This is a genomic window from Pseudomonas sp. MH9.2, from assembly GCF_034353875.1.
In the GTDB taxonomy this organism is placed as follows: Bacteria; Pseudomonadota; Gammaproteobacteria; order Pseudomonadales; family Pseudomonadaceae; genus Aquipseudomonas.
This window is the reverse complement of record NZ_CP133784.1, coordinates 2,328,968-2,352,369: the sequence shown is the minus strand read 5'-3', so window position 1 is coordinate 2,352,369 and position 23,402 is coordinate 2,328,968. Positions and strand designations below refer to the sequence as shown.

Genomic DNA, 23,402 nt, shown 5'->3' with positions numbered 1-23,402 from the left:
TCATCGATTCGTCTGTTCAGGGAACCTTTCATGCAGCTGGACTCCGCAAGCGGTTGGTGCCACGGCGCGCATCACTGCCCGTCGCCCAATTTCAATGCGCGACCCGACGCTGACATTTCTCTGCTGGTGATCCACAACATCAGTTTGCCGCCCGCTCAGTTCAAGACCGGTAAAGTCCAGGCCTTCTTTCAGAATCAACTGGATGTCACAGAACACCCCTATTTTGCAGGTATTGCTGATTTACGCGTGTCGGCGCATTTTTTGATCGAGCGAGACGGGGTGGTCACTCAGTTTGTCTCCTGTCTGGACCGCGCCTGGCATGCCGGTGTGTCCAGCTTTGAAGGGCGTGAGACGTGCAATGATTTTTCTATCGGGATCGAGCTGGAGGGCACCGATGATGTGCCGTTTACCGACGCCCAGTATGCTGCGCTGATCGAGTTGACCCGGCAGTTGCAGGCGACGTTTTTGGGTATCACCACGCAGCGAATCTGCGGCCATAGCGATATTGCCCCGGGGCGCAAGACCGATCCGGGCCCCTGTTTCGACTGGGCGCGTTATCGAGCTGCTTTGCAGGATTGAAGTGAGGGACGGGTAATGAGTTTTCTGGTGTTGCTGCTGGCAGTCTGGATAGAGAAGTTTTCGGCCCTGCGCCAGCGCGTTCAGCGTGACGGTGTGTGGCTGCGGGAGTTGGCCAAAATGGAAGCCGGCCCAGGCATGAGCACTCGGCCTTGGCTGATCCTGGCGTTGATGGTGCTATTGCCGGTGTTGCTGCTGGGGCTGGTGTTGATTGTGCTGCAGTCGGTGGCGTATGGCTGGCTGGCGTTTCCGGTGCACCTGCTGGTGTTGATTTACAGCTTGGGGCGTGGCGATCTGTTGGCCGCATTGGGGCCCTTTCGCGATGCCTGGCGCAGAGGCGACGAGCAGGCTGGCAGCCATGTAGCGGAGCGTGACATGAGGGTGGTCGCCGATAACAGCGAGCAACTGCTCGAAGGCGTTCAGAGTTATTTGCTGTGGCAGGCCTATCAAAGCTTCTTTGCGGTGATCTTCTGGTATTTCCTGCTTGGCCCGGCTGCGGCCCTGAGTTATCGGCTGTTGGCTCTGGCCGCTGAACATGGGAAAACCCCGGCACTGGTCGAGCGCGCCGGGCAGTTGCGGCATGCTTTCGATTGGGTGCCGGTGCGTTTGTTGGCCGCCAGTTTTGCGTTGGTCGGCAACTTTGTCGCCGTCACCCGAGTGATGCTGCATGAGCTGCTCAACTGGAACATCAGTGCTGCCCAGTTGGTCACGAAAATCGGTCGGGTTGCGGGCGAAATACCCGCGCCGGTGGTGGGCGCCGACGGCGTCGCCAGCCTTGATGCGCTCTGGGAACTGCTGCTGCGTTCAGCGGTAGTCTGGTATGCAGGCTTTGCCTTGTGGACGTTGCTGGTCTGATCAACGACCGCCGACATTCCCTGTAAACGATTACCCCCGTCTTCGACGCCGCCTGCCCGCGGCGTCTGTCGCGTTTACCTTTAGTTACAAAACCACCAGTCGATATCAGGTATACAGGTTCTATCGCTAAATAGTGGCTTTGCGCTATTTGGATGATTCGCGGCACCCAATAAAAATAAAAGAAAAGGGAGACTTCTTGTGAAGAGCCTTTTGTACCCGGCTATCGCGTTGATGAACCGTCTGAGCTTTGCGATGAAGTTCACCCTCATCAGCATCCTGTTTTTCCTGCCCATGCTCGTCACCAACTTTTATCTGGTGCGTGATGCGTATCACGAGCTGGTCGGTACCCGCACCGAGCTGGAAAGCCTTGAGCTGCTGGGCACTAGTCTGTCCCTGCGCCGGGACCTGGAAACCCTGACCGATCTGGTCGAGATCAACGCCATTCTTGGCCAGTCCGTGCAAGCCGCGGAACTCGAGGCGCAGATCAGCGCCCTTGAAACCACACTGCTCAACACCCTGCAGAGCCTGACGCCGCTGACGACAGACGTCGCTCAGGTCGCGGCTTTCAACACCAAACGGGACGAATTGATCGCCGACTTCAAGGCGCAACGGGGAGAATCTTCGTTGCAAAACAAAAGTGCCTTGATGGAGAAACTGCGGAACAAGGCTCAGACCTTCAGTAAAGTCATTGCCAGCCAGGCCGGACTCGGCCAGGACGACAGCAGCGATGTGCGGCAACTGATCGAACTGGTCACCAGTGTGACCCCGATGGTTACGCAGATGATTGGCGATGGTCGCGCCATGGGCTCGTATTCGTTGGGCCAGGGCGTGCTTAACTCATCGGCCAGCACCCGCTTCGATGAGCTGTTGCAGAATCTGGAAAAACTTCAGGCCGATTACGGTTTGAAACTGCAAGATGCCATGGACGCCAGCCCGGCCGTGCGCAGGGCACTTGAGGCGTTAGCCAAAGCCAGCCTGGGAACACTCAAGCAAAGCAGTGAGCTGTTCGAAGAACAGGTGGTTTCGGCCGACACGCTGGATATGCCGTGGCAGAAATTTTATCAGCGCACCACCGGGCTGATGGCGCAAACCTATCAACTGAATGATGCAACCCTGGTGTTTCTCAACCAGGAACTGCAAGGGCGACTGGTGCAGAACCGCTCGCACATGATGTTGCTGGTGACGGCACTGGCGGTGGTCTTTTTCCTGATCTTTTACCTGTACGGCGGCTTCTATGCGTCGACCCGGACGACGTTGAAACGATTGGGCGCTGTGATGGACAAAGTCGCGGCGGGCGACATGACCGCCAGCTTCAAGGCTGACAGCCGCGACGAGTTGGGTGAGCTGGGCATGGTGTTTAATGGCACCGTAATGAAAATTCATGACTTGATCGAACGGGTGGGTCAAACCGTTGCCGAGGTCGAACGTCAGGCCAGCCAGGTCGAGTCGGTATCGGCAGTCAGTAATCAGGCGGTGGCGGGGCAGCGCAGCCAGATCGAGCAGGTTGCCACCGCAATGAATCAGATGTCGGCAACCGCGCTGGAAGTGGCGCGCAGTGCGGCAGCGGCGGTGAGCAGTGCGCACAGTGTCAATCAGGAAACCGTGAGTGGCCGAGGCTTGGTCGAATCACAGCAAGGCAGCATTGCCCGGCTCGCCAGTGAGATTGATCAGTCGGTACTGGTGATCAATCAGTTGGCCAGCGACAGCGCATCGATCAGTCGTGTGCTGGACGTGATCAAAAGCATCGCAGAACAAACCAACCTGCTGGCGCTCAACGCGGCCATCGAGGCTGCGCGTGCGGGTGAGCAAGGCCGAGGGTTTGCGGTGGTCGCCGATGAGGTGCGCACCCTCGCCAAGCGCACGCAACAGTCCACCGAAGAAATTGAACAAATGATCGCCAGGTTGCAAGGTGGCGTTGGCGCGGCCGTCAAGGCCATGGGCGTCAGTCATGAGGTGGCCAACGGCACGGTGGGCCAATCGGAAAAGGTCCAGCGGGCGCTGGAAAATATCCTTGGCGCAGTGGGCATGATCGTCGATCAGAACCAGCAGATTGCGACTGCCGTTGAGCAGCAGACAGCGGTCGCCCACGATATTGATCGAAACATCGTCGAGATCAACCGTGCTGGCGAGCGTACGGCGGAGGGGGCGAATCAGACTGAACACGCCAGCCGTCAACTGTCTGCGCAGGTGGTGGAGTTGAAGCAGCTGATTAGCGCGTTTCGGGTCTGAGGGTATTCAGCCAGCAATGGGAGTCGCCACTGACTCCCAGTTGAACAATTCGCATGCATTACGGGTGCTGGCATCGGCCAGATCGTCGGCGCGCACGCCCATCAAGTCTGCGACCACCCGGCAAATATCGGGCAGGTGCTCCGGGCTGTTACGTTGGTTCGGGTACATCGACGGGGGCATGTCCGGCGCGTCGGTTTCCAGCACCACACTGTCCAGCGGCAGGTCGGCGATGACCCTGTGCATGCGCAGTGCTTGCGGCCAGGTCGCGGCACCGCCCAGGCCAAGCTTGAACCCCAGCTTGATGTATTCCCGGGCTTCTTCCCGACTGCCGGCAAAGGCGTGGATGATCCCGCTGCGTTGCAGTGTGTAGCGTTTGAGCGTGGCAATCACCTGTGCATGGCTGCGCCGCACATGCAGCAGGACGGGCAGTTTGAAGTCGTCTGCGAGTTGCAGTTGCGCCTCGAAAAGCACTTGCTGACGTTCGCGGTCCAGGGCTTCCAGGTAATAATCCAGGCCGATTTCACCGACTGCACAGACTTGCCTATGGCCCTTCAGCCGTGTCAGCCAGTCGCCTAGCTCCGTCAAATGCTCCGGACGATGCTCATCGAGGAACACAGGATGCAGGCCGAACGCGGCGTACAGTCCCGCATCGCTTTGCACCAGATCCCACACGCGCTGCCAGTTGCGCTGATACACGCCCAGCACCACCAACCGTTGCACACCCATGGCCCGACAATTGGCCAGGACTGTCTGACGATCTGCGTCGAAATCCGGGAAGTCCAGGTGGGTGTGGGTGTCGATCAGCGCCATGCTCAGGCCTCGCGAATCCGCTGCTTGAAGGTCCGCGCGATGGCGTGGACGCCAGGTTGGTAGTCATCCTTCTCGATGGCCGCCAGCGCCAGGGCCAGTGCTTTCTCGGCGATCAGGTAATGCTGCTGGGCCATGGCGTTGACCGGCAGGGGTAAAAAATCCAGCAACTGCGTGTCGCCGAACGTGCCCAGGTGCAAGTGTGCAGGGTTGAGCGCGTGGCTTTGCAGCAGGTCGAAAACACCCTGCAACAGCACGTATGAAGTGGTGACCAACGCATCGGGTAAATGCCCGAGCCGTTCGAGCAAATCGCCGGCCAGACGCCGACCGCAGGCACGGCTGAAGGCCTCGCCCTGTTCGAGTATCACTGCGCCCTCGAAACCTTCGAGCGCGTGTTGAAAGCCGGAGGCGCGAGCGCGGCTGATACTGAGCTCAGGGCGCGCACCGATCAGCGCAATGTGTCGTGGCAGCGGCTTGAGCAGGCTGCGGGTAAGTTGCAGGCTGGCTTCATGGTCGTCACTGACCACTGAGCAAAAGCGCGTGGCGTCCATTTCCCGGTCGATGGCAATGATCGGCAATCCGGCTTTCTGTAGCTCGCCGTAGCTGTCATCGCTGTCTGGCAGGCAGCTGGCGACGAACAGGGCATCGCAGCGTCGGGCGCGAAACAGCTGTAACAATTGCAATTCACTGACAGGCGCATCATCGGAGCTGGCGATCAGCAGTTGATAGCCGTGGGCGCGGGCGCCTTGCTCCAACGCTTTGGCGATGCAGGCGTAGCTGGGGTTTTCCAGGTCAGGCAGGATAAAACCGAGGGTGCGGGTGTGGCGGCTGCGCAAACCGGCGGCCTGCGGATTGGGGCGGAAGTCATGCTCCTCGACCACCTTGCGCACGCGCTCGACCGTAGCGCTGCTGATGCGCTGCTGTTCGGCCTTGCCGTTGATCACATAGCTGGCGGTCGTAACGGATACACCGGCCAGACGGGCAATATCAGTGAGTTTCAAGCCGAGAGTTCCTTTCGTTGTTTGTGTGCGCGCCGATCTGTGTGGAAATTCTATGTTGCCTGGTGAATGTTCTGCGTCAATCACTCCTCATGAAGCTCCCTGCTTTTTCGTGGGGCTTTGAAAAAACTTCCGCCTGCCATCTGACGGTTGGACTTCAACGGCAGCAGATTATCGAGTAACGTGCCGGACTTGATAGATTAAACGATTCAGCAAGGCAAATTTTCTGCCGTAATCTACAACACGGGACTGTCAGACAGTTATCCCTTCATCGCCTAAGCTGTCGTTCAATTCAACCCGTTCTTGTTCATCGGTTCCTAAAACAAGAAGCAAGCGCCCAACGGCGCTACAAAGGAGAAAGGCATGCTCGAACTCACCGTAGAGCAAATATCCATGGCCCAGACGGCTGTGGATAAGTCCGCCGCATTGCACCTGCTTGCCGATAAGCTGGCTGCCGATGGACTGGTCGCCGAGGGCTACCTTGAGGGTTTACAGGGCCGTGAAGCACAAGGCTCGACTTTTCTGGGCCAGGGCATCGCCATTCCCCACGGTACTCCCGAAACCCGTGACCTGGTCTTCGCCACAGGCGTGCGCTTGCTGCAGTTCCCCGAGGGCGTGGACTGGGGCGATGGGCAGATGGTTTATCTGGCCATAGGTATAGCTGCGAAATCCGACGAGCATCTGCGTTTACTGCAATTGCTCACGCGTGCATTGGGCGAAACCGATCTGGGCGAAGCGTTGCGTCGGGCGAAGAGCCCCGAGGCGTTGCTGAAATTACTTCAGGGTGCGCCGCAGGAGTTGGCGCTCGATGCGCAGATGATCAGCCTTGGCGTGTCGGCGGATGACTTTGAAGAGCTGGTATGGCGTGGCGCGCGGCTGTTGCGCAAGGCCGATTGCGTCAGTAATGGCTTCGCGGCCGTACTGCAACAGGTTGAAGCGCTGCCTCTAGGCGATGGTTTGTGGTGGCTGCACAGCGAGCAGACGGTCAAGCGTCCAGGGTTGGCGTTTGTCACGCCAGATAAACCGATTCGCTTTCTGGGTCAGCCACTCAATGGCTTGTTCTGTCTCGCCAGCCTGGGCGAGGCCCATCAGGCATTGCTTGAGCGTCTATGTGCGCTGCTGATCGAAGGCCGTGGCCACGAGTTGGGCCACGCCACCAGCAGCCGTGCGGTGCTCGCGGTATTGGGGGGTGAACTGCCGCAGGATTGGCCGAGTGAGCGTATTGCACTGGCTAACGCCCATGGCTTGCATGCACGCCCGGCGAAAAACCTCGCGCAATTGGCTAAAGGTTTTGAAGGCGAGATTCGGGTGCGCATCGTCGACAGTAGTGAAGCCGCCGTCTCGGTCAAGAGCCTGAGCAAGCTGCTCAGCCTGGGTGCGCGCCGTGGTCAGGTGCTGGAGTTTATTGCTGAACCGAGCATCGCCGCCGATGCCTTACCCGCGATACTCGCCGCTGTGCGAGAAGGTCTGGGCGAAGACGTCGAGGCGTTGCCACAGGAAGCCCTGGCCGTTGAAGTTGATGTTGTAATCACCACCGTATCTGAGGCTGAGGCATGGGGCCCGAGTCTGGTTGCACCGGCCGAGGGCAGCCTGATTCAGGCCATCGCAGCGGCCCCCGGTATCGCCATGGGGCCGGCGCACATTCAGGTGCCACAGACCTTCGATTATCCGCTACGCGGAGAGTCCTTCTCTGTCGAACGTGAGCGTTTGCAGCAGGCGCTGGGCGAGGTTCGCCAGGATCTTGAAAGGCTGATCCAGCACAGTCAGGCGCAAGCCATTCGCGAGATTTTCACCACCCACCAGGAAATGCTCGATGACCCCGGCCTGACCGATGAAGTCGGCAGCCGCCTGGAGCAGGGCGAAAGCGCGGAAGCGGCTTGGATTGGCGTGATTGACGCCGCCGCACGGCAACAGGAGCTGTTGCAGGACGCCCTGCTGGCCGAGCGCGCTGCGGACCTGCGTGACATCGGACGTCGGGTGCTGGCTCAGCTGTGTGGTGTCGAGACCATAGTCGAGCCTGAACAACCCTACATTCTGGTGATGGAGGAAGTGGGGCCATCGGACGTGGCGCGCCTGGATCCGGCACGAGTGGCGGGTATTCTGACAGCCCGGGGCGGCGCGACGGCGCACAGTGCGATTGTCGCCCGTGCCTTGGGCATTCCGGCGCTGGTGGGGGCGGGTGATGCGGTGCTGCTGATCGCGCCGGGCACGTTGCTGCTGCTGGATGGTCAGCGGGGACGTCTGAGTGTCGCACCGGATTCGGCGGCCTTGCAGCGTGCCACGCAAGAACGTGATACCCGCGACCAACGTTTGCAGGCTGCGGCGGCGTTGCGTCTGGAGCCTGCGTTGACCCGGGACGGGCATGCCGTCGACGTGTTCGCCAATATCGGCGACAGCGCGAGCACGGCCATTGCGGTCGAGCAGGGTGCCGAGGGCATTGGCTTGTTGCGCACTGAACTGATTTTCATGGCCCACACCCAGGCGCCGGACGAAGCGACCCAAGAAGCCGAATACCGCCGTGTGCTTGATGCGCTCGCCGGGCGGCCTTTGGTTGTCCGGACTCTGGATGTGGGTGGCGACAAGCCCCTGCCGTACTGGCCGATCGATAAAGAGGAGAACCCTTTCCTCGGTGTGCGCGGGATTCGTCTGACCTTGCAACGCCCCCACATCATGGAAAGCCAGCTGCGCGCCTTGTTGCGCGCAGCAGACAATCGCCCGCTGCGAATCATGTTTCCCATGGTTGGCACCGTCGAAGAATGGCGCCAGGCGCGGGACATGACGTTGCGTTTGCGCGAAGAGATCCCGGTCGCGGATTTGCAGTTGGGCATCATGATCGAGGTACCGTCGGCGGCACTCTTGGCCCCGGTGCTGGCCCGTGAGGTGGACTTCTTCAGCGTGGGCACCAATGACCTGACCCAATACACCCTGGCCATCGACCGGGGTCATCCGACGTTGTCCGGGCAGGCCGATGGTTTGCACCCGGCCGTCTTGCAATTGATCGACATCACCGTGCGTGCCGCCCACGCCCATGGCAAATGGGTGGGGGTGTGTGGCGAGTTGGCGGCGGACCCGTTGGCGGTGCCGATCCTGGTCGGCCTGGGCGTGGATGAGCTGAGTGTTGGCGCGCGCAGCATTGGCGAGGTCAAGGCCTGCGTGCGCGAGTTGAACCTGCGTACGACGCAGCAGTTGGCGCAGCAGGCGCTGACCCTGGGGACTGCTGGCGAAGTGCGCACAATGGTGGAAGCCATGTTCATGGAGGTCATGTAATGGCGAAAATTCTGACCCTGACCCTGAACCCGGCGCTGGACCTGACTGTGCAGTTGGATCAGTTGCAGGTCGGCCAGGTCAATCGCAGCAACGCGATGCTCAGCCATGCGGCAGGCAAGGGCCTGAATGTTGCGCAAGTGCTGGCTGACCTCGGGCATGACCTGACGGTGGCGGGCTTTCTTGGTGTCGATAACCAGCAGGCGTTCGAATCGCTGTTTGCGCATCGACAGTTCACCGACGAGTTCATTCGCGTGGCCGGGGAAACCCGCAGCAACATCAAACTGGCGGAAAGCAGTGGACGCATTACCGATCTGAATGGTCCAGGTCCGTTCGTCAGCGAAGACGCGCAGCAGGCGCTGATGGCCCGTCTTGAACAGATCGCTCCCGACTTCGATGTGGTGGTGGTCGCGGGCAGTTTGCCGCGTGGCGTCAGTCCTGAATGGTTGCACGCGCTGCTACTGCGCCTGAAAGCACTGGGCTTGAAAGTGGCGCTGGATACCAGTGGCGAGGCATTGCGGGTTGGATTGACGGCGGGCCCGTGGCTGATCAAACCCAATACCGAAGAGCTGGCCGACGCTCTGGATGCGCCGATCATTTCCATCGCGGCACAGGCTGAGGTGGCGAGCCGCTTGCGGGCACAGGGCGTCGAACATGTGGTGATTTCCCAAGGGTCGGAGGGTGTGCACTGGTTCAGTACCGGTGTGGCCCTGCAAGCCTTGCCGCCCAAGGTGGTGGTTGCCAGCACCGTGGGTGCCGGTGATTCGCTGTTGGCCGGGATGGTTCACGGGTTGCTCGGCGGCCATCCGCCGCAACAGATTTTGCGCACGGCCACCGCCATTGCGGCGATGGCGGTGACACAGATTGGCTTTGGCATCAGCGATGTCGCACACCTGAAGCTGCTTGAAAAAGGCGTCAGCGTGCGCGCCCTGACAGAACAATAAGAGGGATTGTGATGAAGTTAGCCATTGTTACGGCCTGCCCGAACGGCCAGGTCAGCAGCGTGCTCAGCGCCCGGTTGCTGGACGCGGCAGCGCAGCGTCAGGGTTGGAGCACCAACGTTGAAATCCATGATCCGCACACGCCCGGCAATCGTTTATCGCCCGAGGCCGTAGCGGCGGCGGATTGGGTATTGGTCGTCAATACCGGTCCGCTGGACCTGAGCCGGTTTGTCGGCAAGCGTCTGTTTCAGACGTCACCGGCCCAAGCGTTGCAGGATGTCGAAAGCTTTTTGCGCATCGCAGCCGAGCAGGCGACGGTCTATGTCGCCCCGCAAACGGCGCCACTGCAAACGGTCGCAAGTACTGGCGCAAAGCCAAAGCTGGTCGCGGTCACTGCTTGCCCGACCGGGGTTGCCCATACCTTTATGGCCGCCGAAGCCATCCAGCAAGCGGCCAAGCGCCTCGGCTACGACCTGCAGGTCGAAACCCAGGGCTCGGTCGGCGCGCGTAACCCGCTCAGTGCCCAAGCCATTGCCGACGCCGATGTGGTGTTGCTTGCCGCAGACATCGAGGTCAACACCGAGCGTTTCGCCGGTAAGCGCATTTATCGTTGCGGCACCGGCATTGCCCTCAAACAGGCTGAGGCCACGCTGAAAAAAGCTTTGGCTGACGGGCAGGTCGAGTCCTCGGCCGCCGCCGGTCAAGTCGCCCCGAGACAAGAGAAAAGCGGGGTCTATAAACACCTGCTGACGGGCGTGTCGTTCATGCTGCCGATGGTGGTGGCGGGGGGCTTATTGATTGCGCTGTCGTTCGTTTTCGGCATTACCGCGTTCAAGGAGCAGGGCACACTGGCCGCCGCGCTGATGCAGATCGGCGGAGACGCTGCGTTCAAACTGATGGTGCCGCTGCTCGCCGGTTACATCGCCTATTCCATCGCCGACCGCCCAGGCCTGGCGCCGGGGATGATCGGCGGGTTGCTCGCCAGCACCCTGGGCGCCGGTTTTATTGGCGGGATCATCGCCGGCTTCCTGGCCGGTTACAGCGCATGGGCGATCAATCGTTATGCGCGATTGCCCGCCAGTGTCGAGGCGCTCAAGCCGATTTTGATCATCCCGCTGCTGTCGAGTCTGTTCACCGGGCTGGTGATGATCTACGTGGTCGGCAAGCCGGTAGCAGGCATGCTCGAGGCGTTGACGCATTTCCTCGACAGCATGGGCACGACCAACGCGATCCTGCTCGGTGTGTTGCTTGGCGCGATGATGTGCGTCGACCTGGGCGGGCCGATCAACAAGGCGTCTTACGCGTTCTCGGTCGGGCTGTTGGCGTCGCAGAGTTATGCCCCGATGGCCGCCGCGATGGCAGCGGGCATGGTGCCGCCGATTGGCATGGGGATCGCCAGCTTTATCGCGCGGCACAAGTTTGCACAGAGTGAACGCGAGGCCGGTAAAGCTGCGCTGGTGTTGGGGTTGTGCTTCATCTCCGAAGGCGCGATTCCTTTTGCGGCCAAGGACCCGTTGCGGGTGATTCCCGCGAGTGTCGCTGGCGGCGCGTTGACCGGTGCTTTGTCGATGTTTTTCGGCTGCAAACTGATGGCGCCTCACGGCGGCCTGTTCGTCATGCTGATCCCCAACGCGATCAACCATGCGCTGTTGTATTTAGTCGCCATCGTCGCAGGGAGTTTACTGACGGGGGTAGCGTATGCGGTTTTGAAGCGGCCGGAAGGGGTGGAAATGGAAGGGGTGCCGGTGGTCTGACGGACCGAGCCTCCTATCAAAAAACCTATAACAAATTGATTGATAAGTAATTTTTAAAAAATAAAATGATCCCATGTAGGCGCTGACTTGTTTGCGAATCGGCTACGCAGCAGTCGTAAAATGGCTGGATTCACCCCCGCATGAAGGTCGTCCCGCCCTTTTCGCAGACAAGTCAGCTCCTACGTCCATGGGCCTATTGCACGATTCCACTTCCACTACCCTCGCGTGGTGGATTGCCAGTACGCCTCAGAAAAGGGACGGGGGCGCTCTACAAAACGCAAATTCCCTGCGGCTTTAGAATCCTGGCTGGCCTATCATTAGCCACCTAACGACAGGTCAGGGTTTGAACCGCATGCTGGGTATATTTTTTGAAACCCTGAACATCACCGCGCCCGTGTTTGCCATGCTGTTTCTGGGCGTGTTGCTCAAGCGGGTGGGCTGGATCAACGACAGCTTTATCCATACAGCTTCCGCGCTGGTGTTCAACGTCACCATGCCTGCGCTGTTGTTTCTCGGCATTATTCATGCGGATCTGCATGCGGCCTTGCAGCCCAGGCTGCTCGCTTATTTTGTCGTGGCGACGTTGCTGAGTTTTGCCTTGTCCTGGGGGTGGGCGATCTGGCGTTGCCCACATGAGGATCGCGGGATTTATACCCAGGGCGCCTTTCGCGGGAACAACGGCGTCATCGGCCTGGCCCTGGCTGCCAGCATGTACGGCGACTATGGCATTTCCCTGGGGGCGATTCTCGCTGCGCTGGTGATCCTGTTTTACAACACGCTGTCGACCATCGTGTTGGCAGTCTACAGCCCGGTGATCAAGTCCGATCCGTGGAGCGTATTCAAAAGCATCCTGTGCAACCCCTTGATCATCAGCGTGCTGGCAGCCGCGCCTTTTGCCTATTTCAACATCGGCTTACCGGGTTGGCTGGAAACGTCCGGCAAGTACCTGGCGCAGATGACCTTGCCGCTGGCATTGATCTGCATCGGCGGCACCTTGTCACTGGCGGCATTGCGCAAGAGTGGTGACATGGCAGTCAGCGCCAGTCTGGTGAAGATGGTCTGGCTGCCGGTGTTCTGTACCTTGGGCGCCTGGCTGTGTGGTTTTCGCGGGGCGGAACTGGGGATTCTGTTCCTGTACTTCGGCAGCCCGACCGCTGCGGCCAGCTTTGTCATGGCGCGTGCGGCCAATGGCAATCATGAGCTGGCTGCGGCGATCATCGTCATCACCACCCTGGCGGCGGCGGTGACGACTAACCTCGGCATTTTCATTCTGCAATGGGGCGGTTGGATCTAGTCCGCTTTTTGGTAGGTGTCGATCACTTCCTGCGCTGCACGAAACGCATCGATCGCCGCCGGTACGCCGGCATACACCGCACAATGCAGCAGCGCTTCGCGAATCTCTTCGACCGTACAGCCATTGTTCAACGCGCCGCGCACATGGCCTTTGAGTTCTTGCGGGCATTTGAGCGCGGTAAGGGCAGCAAGGGTGATCAGGCTGCGGGTTTTCAGCGGCAGACCTTCGCGGTTCCAGACGCTGCCCCACGCATGTTCGTTGACGAAATCCTGCAGCGGTTGGGTGAAGTCGGTGGCGTTGTTCAGCGCCCGGTCGACGAATGCATCACCCATTACCTGGCGGCGCATGTTTACGCCGCTGTTATTGCTGTCAGTCATGGCAATCTCCTCAATGTTGGCGCCGCCAGGCTCGAACTGTACTGAGCGCAAGCAAGGCGGCAAGCAGGGGTAGCACGAAATGAATCATCAGTTTTTCAAGGGTGTCAGCCAGCGGCATGCCGGTGGTGAACGAAATAATATGCAGCCCATAGGCGCCATACAGGGCCAGGAGCAGCAAGCCTTCAGCGCGGGTTACCCGCAGACCTGAATAGAACACTGGCAGGCAGAGTGTCGCGACAGCCAGCATGACCGGTATATCGAAACTCAGCGCGTTGGGCGAGACCGATAGAGGGGCCGGCGCGATCAAGGCGGTCAGGCCGAGCACCCCCAGCAGGTTGAACAGATTGCTGCCAATCACGTTGCCGGCGGCAATGTCCCGCTCGCCACGCCACGCGGCGATCAACGAGGTGGTCAATGCCGGCAGCGAGGTGCTGACGGCGATAACGGTCAGTCCGATTATCCGTTCGGAGAGGCCCAGGTCCTGGGCGATCACCACGGCGGCTTCCACCAATAAGCGTCCGCCGACCACCAGCAAGGCCAGACCGCAGGCCATTACCACCAGACTGCTGAACCATGGAGCTTTCTTGTGCAGTGCCTCTGTCAGGGTATTTTTCTGAAGATGACTGTGGCTGCTGCCATGCGCGGATCGACGCAGCAGGATCAACAGATAAATCAAAAGGGTAATCAGCAGGATCGAGCCATCCAGCGGGCTGAGCTCACCATTGTACGAGAGGCCGAAGACCAACAGGCTGGCGCCGATCATCAGTGGAATATCCACGCGCACCAACTGTCTGGCCACCCGTAGCGGAATGATTAGCGCCGAGAAACCAAGGGTTACCAGGATATTGAAGATATTGCTGCCGATCACGCTGCCCACGGCGATGTCCGGGCTGTCGGAAAAGGCTGCTTGCAGGCTGACCGCCATTTGCGGGGCGCTACTGCCCAGTGCGACCACGGTCAGGCCAATGATGAGCGGGCGGACCTTAAGGCTGGCGGCCAGACGCACAGCAGCGCGTACCGACAGCTCGGCACCGATCACCAGCAGGAGCAAGCCACCAAACAGCTGAAGCAGGCTTGGCAGCGGAAGCGTCGATAGCTCGAGAATTCAGATCACCCTTCAGTCGCTCAAGGTTTGCACGCGCACTCGCGTTACGCCGCTGTGCAGCATACCCAGTTGTGCAGCGGCTTTGCGTGACAAATCAATCAAGCGCCCACGGACATGCGGGCCTCGGTCGTTGATACGTACTACGACGGTCTTGTCGTTGTCCAGATCGGTGACCAACACCCGCGTGCCGAAAGGCAGCTCGCGATGGGCGGCGGTCAGGGCGTTTTGATCGAAGCGTTCACCACTGGCGGTACGTTTGCCTTGATGTTTGGCGCCGTAATAGCTGGCGCCGCCGACTTCGTTGTAACCGCGTGGGTCGATGTTATGGCTGGCGCAACCGGCCAGTAGAGTAAGCAGTGCACAAGCGCTGAAGAGCCGCCACATGGATTTTGGTCCTTCATGTTGAGCAGGTTTGGGTCGGCACAAATCCCCTGATACAGGAGTTGACGCGCAACTACGCGTCCCGCTGTGAAGACCAGGCAGCGCGGTCGGTCAGATACTCCGCGCCGTATGGCCTTCGCAGACAAGTCAGTTACTACCCTGGGCCGATGTATCAGCCTTCGAGCTTGCTTTTGAGCAATTCGTTCACTTGTTGTGGGTTGGCTTTGCCCTTGGATACCTTCATTGCCTGACCAACGAAGAAACCGAACATTTTGCCGCGTTTGGCTTCATCGGCGGCACGGTACTGTTCGACCTGTTCGGCGTTGGCGGCCAGCATCTCGTCCAGCATCGACTCAATGGCGCCACTGTCGGTGACTTGTTTCAGACCGCGTTGGGCAATGACCTCGTCAGCGCTGCCTTCACCGTTGGCCATGGCCTCGAACACCATTTTGGCAATTTTGCCGGAGATGGTGTTGTCGGTAATGCGCAGCAACATGCCGCCCAGCTGCTCGGCACTGACCGGTGCTTGCTCGATTTCCAGGCCAAGTTTGTTCAACAGGCTACCCAGTTCGACCATGACCCAGTTGGCCGCCAGCTTGGCGTCGCCGCCGATGCTGACTACTTTTTCGAAGTAATCGGCTTGCTCGCGGCTCGACGCCAGCACGCTCGCGTCGTAGGCCGACAGACCGAATTGCGCCTGGAAGCGCTCGCGCTTTTGCGGCGGCAGCTCAGGCAGGGTGGCGCGCACTTCAACCAGGAACGCGTCTTCGATCACCACGGGCAGCAGGTCTGGATCGGGGAAGTAACGGTAGTCGTTGGCTTCCTCCTTGCTGCGCATGGAGCGGGTTTCGTCTTTGGCTGGGTCGTACAGGCGGGTTTGCTGGATGACCCGGCCGCCGTCTTCGATCAGCTCGATCTGGCGTTGTACTTCGGTGTTGATCGCCTTCTCGATGAAGCGGAACGAGTTGACGTTCTTGATCTCGCAACGCGTGCCGTATTCAACCTGGCCCATTGGCCGGATCGACACGTTACAGTCGCAGCGCAGCGAACCTTCGGCCATGTTGCCATCGCAGATGCCCAGGTAACGAACCAGCGCGTGGATCGCCTTGACGTAAGCCACGGCCTCCTTGGCGGTGCGCATGTCCGGCTCGGACACGATTTCCAGCAATGGCGTGCCAGCGCGGTTGAGGTCAATCCCAGTCATGCCGCTGAAGTCTTCATGCAGGCTTTTGCCCGCATCTTCTTCCAGGTGCGCGCGGGTAATGCCGACCCGTTTGACCGTGCCGTCTTCCAGCGTGATATCCAGGTGGCCTTTGCCGACGATTGGCAGCTCCATCTGGCTGATCTGGTAGCCCTTGGGCAAGTCCGGGTAGAAGTAGTTCTTGCGCGAGAACACATTGTGCTGACCGATCTCGGCATCAATCGCCAGACCGAACTTGACCGCCATGCGCACCGCTTCTTCGTTCAGCACCGGCAACACGCCTGGCATGCCCAGGTCGATCAGGCTGGCCTGGGTGTTGGGCTCAGAACCGAATGTGGTGCTGCTGCCGGAGAAAATCTTCGATTGGGTGGCGAGCTGGGTGTGAATTTCCAGCCCGATCACAACTTCCCATTGCATGTTCATTCCTCAAAAAATGCCAGGGAGATTTGAAAGTGTAGCGAGCGACGGCAAGACAAGGCGGAAACTGGCGAGCAAGCGGAGTTGACTTTAGTCAATGAGCATTGCGAGCCAGTTTTCAACGCAGTATTACCGAGCGCAGCAGCTTTCAAAATCCCTGGGGGGCGCGGGTGTGCCAGTCAGTGACTTGCTGGTACTGATGCGCGACGTTGAGCAGGCGGCCTTCCTGGAAGTACGGGGCGAGCAGTTGCACGCCGACCGGCAGGCCCTCGACGAAACCGGCAGGCATGGACAAGCCCGGCAGGCCCGCGAGGTTGGCGGTAATGGTGTAGAAATCTTCCAGATAGGCAGAAATCGGGTCGTTGTTCTTGGCGCCGATTTTCCAGGCCGGGTTAGGCGTGGTCGGGCCGAGGATCACGTCGACTTCAGCGAACGCGTTCATGAAGTCGTTCTTGATCAGGCGCCGGACTTTCTGCGCTTGCAGGTAATAAGCGTCGTAGTAACCGGCCGACAGTACGTAAGCACCGACCAGGATCCGCCGCTGAACTTCCGGGCCGAAGCCTTCGGCGCGTGAGCGCTTGTACAGATCGGTCAGGTCTTTCGGGTCTTCGCAGCGATAGCCAAACCGCACACCGTCGAAGCGCGAGAGGTTGGAGGATGCTTCCGCCGGGGCGATCACGTAATAGGCCGGGATCCCGTGTTGCAGGTTCGGCAGGCTGACGTCCTTGACCACGGCACCGAGCTTTTCCAGCTCCTTGACGCTTTCAAGTACCAGCTCGGCGATGCGCGGGTCGAGACCCGCGCCGAAGTATTCTTTCGGGATGCCGATGCGCAGGCCTTGCAGCGAGCCATTGAGGCAGGCGGAATAATCCGGCACAGGCTCGTCGATGCTGGTCGAGTCCTTTGGATCGAAACCGGCCATGCCTTGCAGGAGCAGGGCACAGTCTTCCGCGTTACGCGCAAGCGGGCCGGCCTGATCGAGGCTGGAGGCATAAGCGATCATGCCCCAGCGCGAAACGCGACCGTACGTCGGTTTCAGGCCGGTAAGGTTGGTCAGCGCTGCCGGTTGGCGAATCGATCCGCCGGTGTCAGTGCCCGTTGCAGCAGGTATCAGACGAGCGGCAACGGCGGCTGCCGAACCACCGGACGAACCGCCGGGAACGTATTCGAGGTTCCACGGGTTTTTCACCGGGCCGTAGTAGCTCGATTCATTGGCAGAACCCATGGCGAATTCGTCCATGTTGGTCTTGCCCAGCGTGACCGTGCCGGCAGCCGCGAGCTTGGCAACTACGGTTGCGTCATACGGTGATGTAAAGTTGTCGAGCATCTTCGAGCCGCAGCTGGTGCGTACGCCCTCAGTGCAGAACAAGTCTTTATGCGCCAGTGGCGCGCCCAGCAGCGGGCCGCTCTCACCCGCTGCGCGGCGAGCATCGGCAGCTTGCGCCTGGCTGATCGCCAGCGCTTCGGTCTGTGTGATGAAGCTATTGAGCTGCGGGTCGAGCTGGGCGATACGCGCCAGCAGAACCCGGGTCAATTCTTCGGAAGAAAACTTTTTGTCGGCGAGTCCGCGGGCGATCTCGGCCAGAGTCAATTGATGCATTGCAGGCTCTTTCCCTTACTCGATGACTTTCGGAACCAGATACAGGCCTTTTTCGACCGCTGGTGCGATGGCTTGGTAAGTCTCGCGATTATTTCGCTCGGTCACGACGTCCGCACGCAGACGTTGAGAGGCCTCCAGCGGGTGCGCAAGGGGCTCTATACCGCTGGTATCGACGGCCTGCATCTGGCTGACCAGTTCGAGGATACTATTAAGTGCTTCGGTAGTACGCGGAATATCGGCGTCATTGAGGCCAAGTCGAGCCAAATGAGCGATTTTTTCCACGTCGGAGCGTTCAAGCGCCATGGGATTCTCCAGTGGAAAGCAAACGGATGTCATCCGTGTGGTAGATTGTCGGAACACTATCGCATTTCTACGGTCATAAGGCCGCGAACGTCTAGGGTCGTGCTCGGAAAAACAGCCAATTTAACATATTGGCTCCTTGCCCAAAATCCCTGTCGTTGTTAGAGTTTGCCGCACTTTTTTACCCACGCGTTGCCTAGGGTCCCTTTCCCATGTTCAAGAAACTGCGTGGCATGTTTTCCAGCGATCTGTCTATCGACCTGGGCACTGCCAACACCCTTATTTACGTGCGAGAGCGCGGTATTGTTCTGAATGAACCGTCGGTTGTGGCCATTCGCACCCACGGTAATCAGAAGAGCGTCGTTGCTGTCGGGATGGAGGCCAAGCGTATGCTGGGCCGGACTCCAGGCAATATTGCAGCTATTCGCCCAATGAAAGACGGTGTTATCGCCGATTTCAGTGTGTGCGAAAAAATGCTGCAGTACTTCATCAACAAGGTTCACGAAAACAGCTTTCTGCAGCCTAGCCCTCGTGTGCTGATCTGCGTACCGTGCAAATCCACCCAGGTGGAGCGCCGGGCGATCCGTGAATCAGCTCTGGGTGCGGGCGCTCGCGAAGTGTTTCTGATCGAAGAGCCAATGGCTGCGGCAATTGGTGCAGGTCTGCCGGTTGAAGAAGCTCGCGGTTCGATGGTGGTCGATATCGGTGGTGGTACCACTGAAATCGCGCTGATCTCCCTCAACGGTGTGGTGTATGCCGAATCCGTGCGCGTGGGCGGCGACCGTTTCGACGAAGCGATCATCACCTATGTGCGCCGTAACTACGGCAGCCTGATCGGTGAGTCGACTGCAGAACGCATCAAGCAGGAGATCGGTACAGCCTACCCGGGCGGTGAAGTACGTGAAGTCGATGTACGTGGCCGTAACCTGGCCGAAGGCGTTCCACGTGCCTTCACCCTGAACTCCAACGAAGTGCTTGAAGCACTGCAGGAGTCCTTGGCGACTATCGTTCAGGCGGTGAAAAGCGCCCTGGAACAATCGCCGCCTGAACTGGCTTCGGACATCGCCGAACGCGGTCTGGTGCTTACGGGTGGTGGCGCGTTGCTGCGTGACTTGGACAAACTGCTGGCTCAGGAAACCGGTTTGCCGGTGATCGTTGCCGAAGACCCACTGACCTGTGTTGCTCGTGGCGGTGGTCGTGCCCTGGAAATGATGGATAAGCACACCATGGATCTGCTCTCCAGCGAATAAGTTCGCCGGACGACTCTCCACGTGGCCCCCGTTTACAGGTAGCACTCAGTAGTGCTACCTGTATGCGTTGGGCTGACGCCAACATTTGGTGTTCAACTTCTCAATCTGCGTCCAGGCCGGTTCCATGCCGAATAAGCACAACCCGTTGAAGCTCAACCCAGCAAAAACATGCCTGGGAGGAGCGGCCTATTAAACCGCTTTTCGCAAAAGGTCCCTCTCTGGGCGTGCGCCTGTTGGTGCTGGTGGTGTTGTCGGTTGCGCTGATGGTGGTGGATGCCCGCTTTACGGTGCTCAAGCCCGTTCGCAGTCAGATGTCACTGGTGTTGATGCAGTCGTACTGGGTCGCTGATCTACCACAGCGCTTGTACCAGGGTGTCGCCAGCCAGTTCGGCAGTCGTACCGAACTGATCGCCGAAAACGAAAAGCTCAAGACCGAAGCCTTGCTCCTGCAAGGGCGCCTGCAAAAACTGGCGGCCTTGACCGAGCAGAACGTACGTCTGCGCGAGTTGCTCAACTCTTCCGCACTGGTCAATGAAAAGGTCGAAGTGGCCGAGTTGATCGGCATGGACCCCAACCCCTTCACGCATCGCATCATCATCAACAAAGGCGAGCGCGATGGGGTGGTCCTCGGTCAGCCGGTACTCGATGCCCGTGGCTTGATGGGGCAGGTGGTCGAACTGATGCCCTACACTTCACGGGTCCTGCTGCTGACAGACACGACCCACAGCATTCCTGTGCAGGTCAATCGTAACGGTCTGCGTGCCATTGCCAGCGGCACCGGTAACCCGGAGCGCCTGGAATTACGCCACGTCGCCGACACCGCTGATATCAAGGAAGGCGATTTGCTGGTGAGTTCCGGCCTCGGTCAGCGCTTCCCGGCAGGTTATCCGGTGGCGACGGTCAAAGAAGTGATCCATGACTCCGGTCAGCCGTTCGCCATCGTGCGTGCGGTGCCGACCGCTGCGCTGAATCGCAGTCGTTACCTGTTGCTGGTGTTCAGTGATAGCCGCTCGCCTGAGCAGCGCGCCGCCGATGCGGCGCAAGCCCAGGAAGCGATTGATCGGCAAGCAGCCGACCCTGCCGCAACCCCAGCCAATCCCGCTGCGGCCCATGCACCCGCTACTGCGCCGACGATCCCGGCGGCTACGCATGCAAATCCTGCGTCCGCTGCGCCTGCCCACGCGCCTGCAGCGTCTGCCACTCATTCACCGGCAACCGCTGTGTCGAAACCGGTCGCCAAGCCCGCTACGTCCAAGCCAGCGGTCGCCGCGCCTGCTACCCCTCGGGAGAGGCAATAATGGTTAATCTCGCCCGTGCAAAAAACGGCTGGGTGGTCTGGTTCACGTTCGCGGTAGGTTTACTGCTGAGCGTTTCACCATTGCCGCAGTTCATGGAAATCTTTCGCCCGCTATGGCTGGCACTGCTATTGGCTTTCTGGGCATTGGCGTTACCGCACAAAATCGGTATGACCACCGCCTGGCTGCTCGGTCTGGCCGAGGACGTGCTGTATGGCACGTTGCTGGGGCAGAACGCGCTGATCCTGACCCTGATTACCTTCCTTGTGTTGTCGTTGCAGCAGCGCTTGCGTATGTTCCCGATGTGGCAACAAAGTCTGGTGATTCTGGTGATTTTCGGTCTGGCGCAGTTGGCTCAGCTCTGGCTCAGCGCCTTGACCGGCAATCGTCAGCCGACGCTTGCACTGGTGTTGCCAGCGCTGGTCAGCGCGTTATTGTGGCCGTGGGTGAGTTATGGCCTGCGAGGGTTGCGTAACCGCTTGAGTATCAATTAGGCGGATTCACATTCGCCTGACGTTTCGCCCCGTGACATGTTTTGCGTAGCGCGTATTGCAGAGTGGCAACGCCCACGATCACTGACAGGGAGATGTCCTTATGCCCCCGCTCTATCTGGCTTCGGGCTCACCCCGTCGCCGTGAACTGCTGACGCAGATAGGCGTGCCTTTTACTTCGCTCAGTGCACAGATCGATGAAACCCCTTTGCCCGACGAGGCCCCGATGGCCTACGTCGAACGGCTTGCGCGAGGCAAAGCCGAGGCCGGTCTGGCGTTGCTGGCAGTCAGCGAAGGGGGCTCCAGCCCTTGTGTGATCGGTGCTGACACCGCCGTGGCGCTCAATGGAAAAATCCTCGGCAAGCCGGTCGACGAAGCCGATGCCCTGGCGATGTTGAGCGCCTTGTCCAGCCATGAACACGAAGTGCTGACTGCCATCGCTGTGATCAACAACCAGCGTTGTGAAACCCGTGTGGTCCGCAGTCTGGTGCGCTTTCGCTCGATTCAGGTTGAGGAAGCCAAGGCTTACTGGGCCAGCGGCGAGCCACACGACAAAGCAGGCGGTTACGCGATTCAGGGGCTGGCGGCTATTTTTGTCGCCGATCTGCACGGCAGTTATTCGGCGGTGGTCGGATTGCCGTTGTGCGAAACCGCAGAACTTCTTGGCCGTTTCGGCATACCCTGTTGGCAACGCCTGGAAGGTAATAAACCATGAGTGAAGAGATTCTGATCAACATCACGCCGATGGAGTCGCGTGTGGCCGTGGTTGAGAACGGTGTGCTGCAGGAAGTCCACGTTGAGCGGACCCAGCGTCGCGGCATCGTCGGCAACATTTATAAAGGCAAAGTCGTACGGGTTCTACCCGGCATGCAAGCGGCCTTCATCAACATCGGCCTGGACCGCGCAGCGTTCATTCATGCGTCGGAAATTTCAATGCGCGAAGGTCCGGCCGTTGAAAGCATCAGTGCGCTGGTGCATGAAGGCCAGAGCTTGGTAGTGCAGGTCACCAAAGACCCGATTGGCAGCAAAGGTGCGCGTCTGACCACGCAATTGTCGATCCCGTCGCGCTATCTGGTGTACATGCCCAAAACCTCCCACGTCGGGATCTCCTTGAAAATCGAAGACGAAGCCGAGCGCGAGCGTCTTAAAAAGGTGGTCACCGATTGCGTTGCGCTGGAAGGTATCAAGGAGGCCGGCGGTTTCATCCTGCGCACGGCAGCTGAAGGCGCTGGTGCGGATGAAATCCTGATGGATATCCGCTACCTGCGCCGTCTCTGGGATCAGATCGGCGAGCAGATCAAGACCGTGGGCGCCCCCAGCGTTATTTATGAAGACCTGGGCCTGGCCCTGCGCACCCTGCGGGATTTGGTCAGCCCGCGCATCGAGAAGATCCGTATCGATTCGCGCGAGACCTTCCAGCGGACCACCCAATTTGTCGCCGAGCTGATGCCGGAAATCGCGGATCGCCTGGAGCATTACCCAGGGGAGCGACCCATTTTCGACCTGTACGGTGTCGAAGATGAAATCCAGAAAGCCCTAGACCGCAAAGTGCCACTCAAATCCGGCGGGTATCTGGTCATCGATCCAGCCGAAGCGATGAGCACCATTGACGTGAACACCGGGGCGTTCGTCGGTCATCGAAACCTCGAAGAGACCATCTTCAAGACCAACCTGGAAGCGGCCACCGCGATTGCCCGTCAATTGCGCCTGCGCAATCTGGGCGGGATCATCATCATCGACTTCATCGACATGGAGGATGGCGAGCACCAACGCCAGGTCCTGCGTACGTTGGAGAAACAACTGGAGCGTGATCACGCCAAAACCAACATCATCGGTATTACCGAGTTGGGCCTGGTGCAGATGACCCGCAAGCGTACCCGCGAAAGCCTTGAACAAGTGCTGTGCGAGCCTTGCAGCAGTTGCCAGGGGCGCGGCAAGTTGAAGACGCCCGAGACGGTCTGTTATGAAATTTTTCGTGAAATATTGCGTGAAGCCCGCGCTTATCAAGCGGAAGGCTATCGTGTATTAGCCAATCAGAAAGTCGTGGACCGTTTGCTCGATGAAGAGTCGGGTAACGTTGCCGAACTGGAAGGTTTTATCGGTCGTACCATTCGTTTTCAGGTCGAAACCATGTATTCCCAAGAACAATATGACGTGGTGTTGCTCTAACTCACCAACAATCCGTCAGCTTCAGTACTAATGGCAGGAAGCCTTCTAATGAGAACTCTGCGTGGCAAATGAGCAATTCCTGACCCTATCGATGACTG

The 23,402-nt window shown here is 59.4% G+C and carries 20 protein-coding genes and 1 pseudogene; 13 read left to right on the top strand and 8 right to left on the bottom strand.

Going from position 1 to position 23,402, the window contains the following annotated elements:
- Positions 1-30 precede the first annotated feature (30 nt).
- The 4 genes and pseudogenes from ampD (at position 31) to RHM55_RS25900 (ending at position 3,660) form a co-directional block, all read left to right on the top strand.
- Entirely contained in the window at positions 31-579 is a 549-nt protein-coding gene (gene ampD / locus RHM55_RS10975) for a 1,6-anhydro-N-acetylmuramyl-L-alanine amidase AmpD (protein WP_322181941.1), read from the top strand.
- Positions 580-594: 15 nt separating this feature from the next.
- The gene (gene ampE, locus RHM55_RS10970) at positions 595-1,431 is read left to right on the top strand and encodes a regulatory signaling modulator protein AmpE (protein WP_322181939.1); all 837 of its coding nucleotides are present in this window, start codon (positions 595-597) and stop codon (positions 1,429-1,431) included.
- Between the two features lie 231 nt (positions 1,432-1,662).
- Positions 1,663-2,754: pseudogene (locus RHM55_RS25905) on the top strand (methyl-accepting chemotaxis protein); the annotation flags it as partial.
- A complete protein-coding gene (locus tag RHM55_RS25900; RefSeq protein ID WP_416152017.1) occupies positions 2,731-3,660 on the top strand; it encodes a methyl-accepting chemotaxis protein in 930 nt (309 codons plus the stop codon). The pseudogene RHM55_RS25905 and the gene RHM55_RS25900, both read left to right, overlap by 24 nt.
- Positions 3,661-3,666: 6 nt before the next feature.
- On the opposite strand, the gene RHM55_RS10960 is transcribed toward RHM55_RS25900, so the two are convergent.
- Complete coding sequence (locus RHM55_RS10960) at positions 3,667-4,476, bottom strand: TatD family hydrolase (protein WP_322182866.1); 810 nt, start codon at positions 4,474-4,476, stop codon at positions 3,667-3,669.
- Positions 4,473-5,468 carry a catabolite repressor/activator gene (gene cra / locus RHM55_RS10955; protein ID WP_322181935.1) on the bottom strand — a complete coding sequence of 332 codons (996 nt, stop codon included), beginning with the start codon at positions 5,466-5,468 and terminating at the stop codon, positions 4,473-4,475. Before cra ends, RHM55_RS10960 begins: the two co-directional genes overlap by 4 nt.
- Positions 5,469-5,828: 360 nt before the next feature.
- Between cra and ptsP the strand changes: the two genes are divergently transcribed.
- From ptsP to RHM55_RS10935, 4 genes are all read left to right on the top strand, one after another.
- Complete coding sequence (gene ptsP / locus RHM55_RS10950) at positions 5,829-8,732, top strand: phosphoenolpyruvate--protein phosphotransferase (protein ID WP_322181933.1); 2,904 nt, start codon at positions 5,829-5,831, stop codon at positions 8,730-8,732.
- Positions 8,732-9,673, top strand: a complete 942-nt coding sequence (gene pfkB, locus RHM55_RS10945; RefSeq protein ID WP_322181931.1) for a 1-phosphofructokinase — start codon at positions 8,732-8,734, stop codon at positions 9,671-9,673. Before ptsP ends, pfkB begins: the two co-directional genes overlap by 1 nt.
- A gap of 11 nt (positions 9,674-9,684) precedes the next feature.
- Complete coding sequence (locus RHM55_RS10940) at positions 9,685-11,424, top strand: PTS fructose-like transporter subunit IIB (RefSeq protein WP_322181929.1); 1,740 nt, start codon at positions 9,685-9,687, stop codon at positions 11,422-11,424.
- Positions 11,425-11,776: 352 nt separating this feature from the next.
- Positions 11,777-12,718, top strand: a complete 942-nt coding sequence (locus tag RHM55_RS10935; protein ID WP_322181927.1) for an AEC family transporter — start codon at positions 11,777-11,779, stop codon at positions 12,716-12,718.
- Here the strand turns inward: RHM55_RS10935 and RHM55_RS10930 are convergent.
- From RHM55_RS10930 to gatC, 6 genes are all read right to left on the bottom strand, one after another.
- A complete protein-coding gene (locus RHM55_RS10930; RefSeq protein ID WP_322181925.1) occupies positions 12,715-13,095 on the bottom strand; it encodes a carboxymuconolactone decarboxylase family protein in 381 nt (126 codons plus the stop codon). The two genes, RHM55_RS10935 and RHM55_RS10930, sit on opposite strands and share 4 nt — an antisense overlap.
- A gap of 10 nt (positions 13,096-13,105) precedes the next feature.
- Positions 13,106-14,167 carry a calcium/sodium antiporter gene (locus RHM55_RS10925; protein ID WP_322182864.1) on the bottom strand — a complete coding sequence of 354 codons (1,062 nt, stop codon included), beginning with the start codon at positions 14,165-14,167 and terminating at the stop codon, positions 13,106-13,108.
- A 45-nt stretch (positions 14,168-14,212) separates the two neighbouring features.
- Positions 14,213-14,584, bottom strand: a complete 372-nt coding sequence (locus tag RHM55_RS10920; RefSeq protein ID WP_322181923.1) for a septal ring lytic transglycosylase RlpA family protein — start codon at positions 14,582-14,584, stop codon at positions 14,213-14,215.
- Between the two features lie 169 nt (positions 14,585-14,753).
- On the bottom strand, positions 14,754-16,199 hold the full coding sequence (gene gatB, locus RHM55_RS10915; RefSeq protein ID WP_322181921.1) for an Asp-tRNA(Asn)/Glu-tRNA(Gln) amidotransferase subunit GatB: 1,446 nt from the start codon (positions 16,197-16,199) through the stop codon (positions 14,754-14,756).
- Between the two features lie 148 nt (positions 16,200-16,347).
- Positions 16,348-17,799 carry an Asp-tRNA(Asn)/Glu-tRNA(Gln) amidotransferase subunit GatA gene (gene gatA, locus RHM55_RS10910; RefSeq protein WP_322181919.1) on the bottom strand — a complete coding sequence of 484 codons (1,452 nt, stop codon included), beginning with the start codon at positions 17,797-17,799 and terminating at the stop codon, positions 16,348-16,350.
- A gap of 15 nt (positions 17,800-17,814) precedes the next feature.
- The gene (gene gatC, locus RHM55_RS10905; protein WP_219062314.1) at positions 17,815-18,102 is read right to left on the bottom strand and encodes an Asp-tRNA(Asn)/Glu-tRNA(Gln) amidotransferase subunit GatC; all 288 of its coding nucleotides are present in this window, start codon (positions 18,100-18,102) and stop codon (positions 17,815-17,817) included.
- 209 nt (positions 18,103-18,311) lie between these two features.
- On the opposite strand from gatC, the gene mreB reads away from it, so the two are divergent.
- The 5 genes from mreB (at position 18,312) to rng (ending at position 23,304) form a co-directional block, all read left to right on the top strand.
- The gene (mreB, locus tag RHM55_RS10900; protein ID WP_020292894.1) at positions 18,312-19,349 is read left to right on the top strand and encodes a rod shape-determining protein MreB; all 1,038 of its coding nucleotides are present in this window, start codon (positions 18,312-18,314) and stop codon (positions 19,347-19,349) included.
- Positions 19,350-19,567: 218 nt separating this feature from the next.
- A complete protein-coding gene (gene mreC / locus RHM55_RS10895) occupies positions 19,568-20,647 on the top strand; it encodes a rod shape-determining protein MreC (RefSeq protein ID WP_322182862.1) in 1,080 nt (359 codons plus the stop codon).
- Positions 20,647-21,138 (top strand): rod shape-determining protein MreD, encoded by a 492-nt coding sequence (mreD, locus tag RHM55_RS10890; RefSeq protein WP_219062313.1) that lies wholly within the window; start codon positions 20,647-20,649, stop codon positions 21,136-21,138. Before mreC ends, mreD begins: the two co-directional genes overlap by 1 nt.
- A 100-nt stretch (positions 21,139-21,238) precedes the next feature.
- The gene (locus RHM55_RS10885) at positions 21,239-21,850 is read left to right on the top strand and encodes a Maf family protein (RefSeq protein WP_322181912.1); all 612 of its coding nucleotides are present in this window, start codon (positions 21,239-21,241) and stop codon (positions 21,848-21,850) included.
- The gene (gene rng, locus RHM55_RS10880) at positions 21,847-23,304 is read left to right on the top strand and encodes a ribonuclease G (RefSeq protein WP_322181910.1); all 1,458 of its coding nucleotides are present in this window, start codon (positions 21,847-21,849) and stop codon (positions 23,302-23,304) included. Before RHM55_RS10885 ends, rng begins: the two co-directional genes overlap by 4 nt.
- Positions 23,305-23,402 lie beyond the last annotated feature (98 nt).